Source organism: Acidovorax sp. SRB_24 (assembly GCF_012931925.1).
Map to the genome: position 1 here is coordinate 1 of NZ_MWOM01000387.1, position 226 is coordinate 226.

At 74.8% G+C, this 226-nt stretch carries 1 protein-coding gene; it reads left to right on the forward strand.

Annotation, left to right across the window (positions count from 1 at the left end):
* A partial coding sequence (locus B2J89_RS22375; RefSeq protein ID WP_169170901.1) for a hypothetical protein occupies window positions 1-226 on the forward strand: 226 nt, incomplete at both ends.

Here is a 226-nt window from a genome sequence, read left to right on the forward strand (position 1 = left end):
CGATGCGCTGCTGCTGCCGGCCATGGTGCCCGCGCTCATGCCGCGCCCTTTTGCGAGCCTGCCGCCCGACCGCTTTGCGCTGTTTGCGCCTGCCACCGTGTTCCTCAACGCCGCCGCGCTGCAGGCACTCGGCCTGCCCAGCCAGCCCGGCACGGCCCCCCAACTGGAACTGCAATCGGGCCTGCAGCGCGTGGCGGTGCGCGTGGCCGGCAGCGTGGCGGCCGGC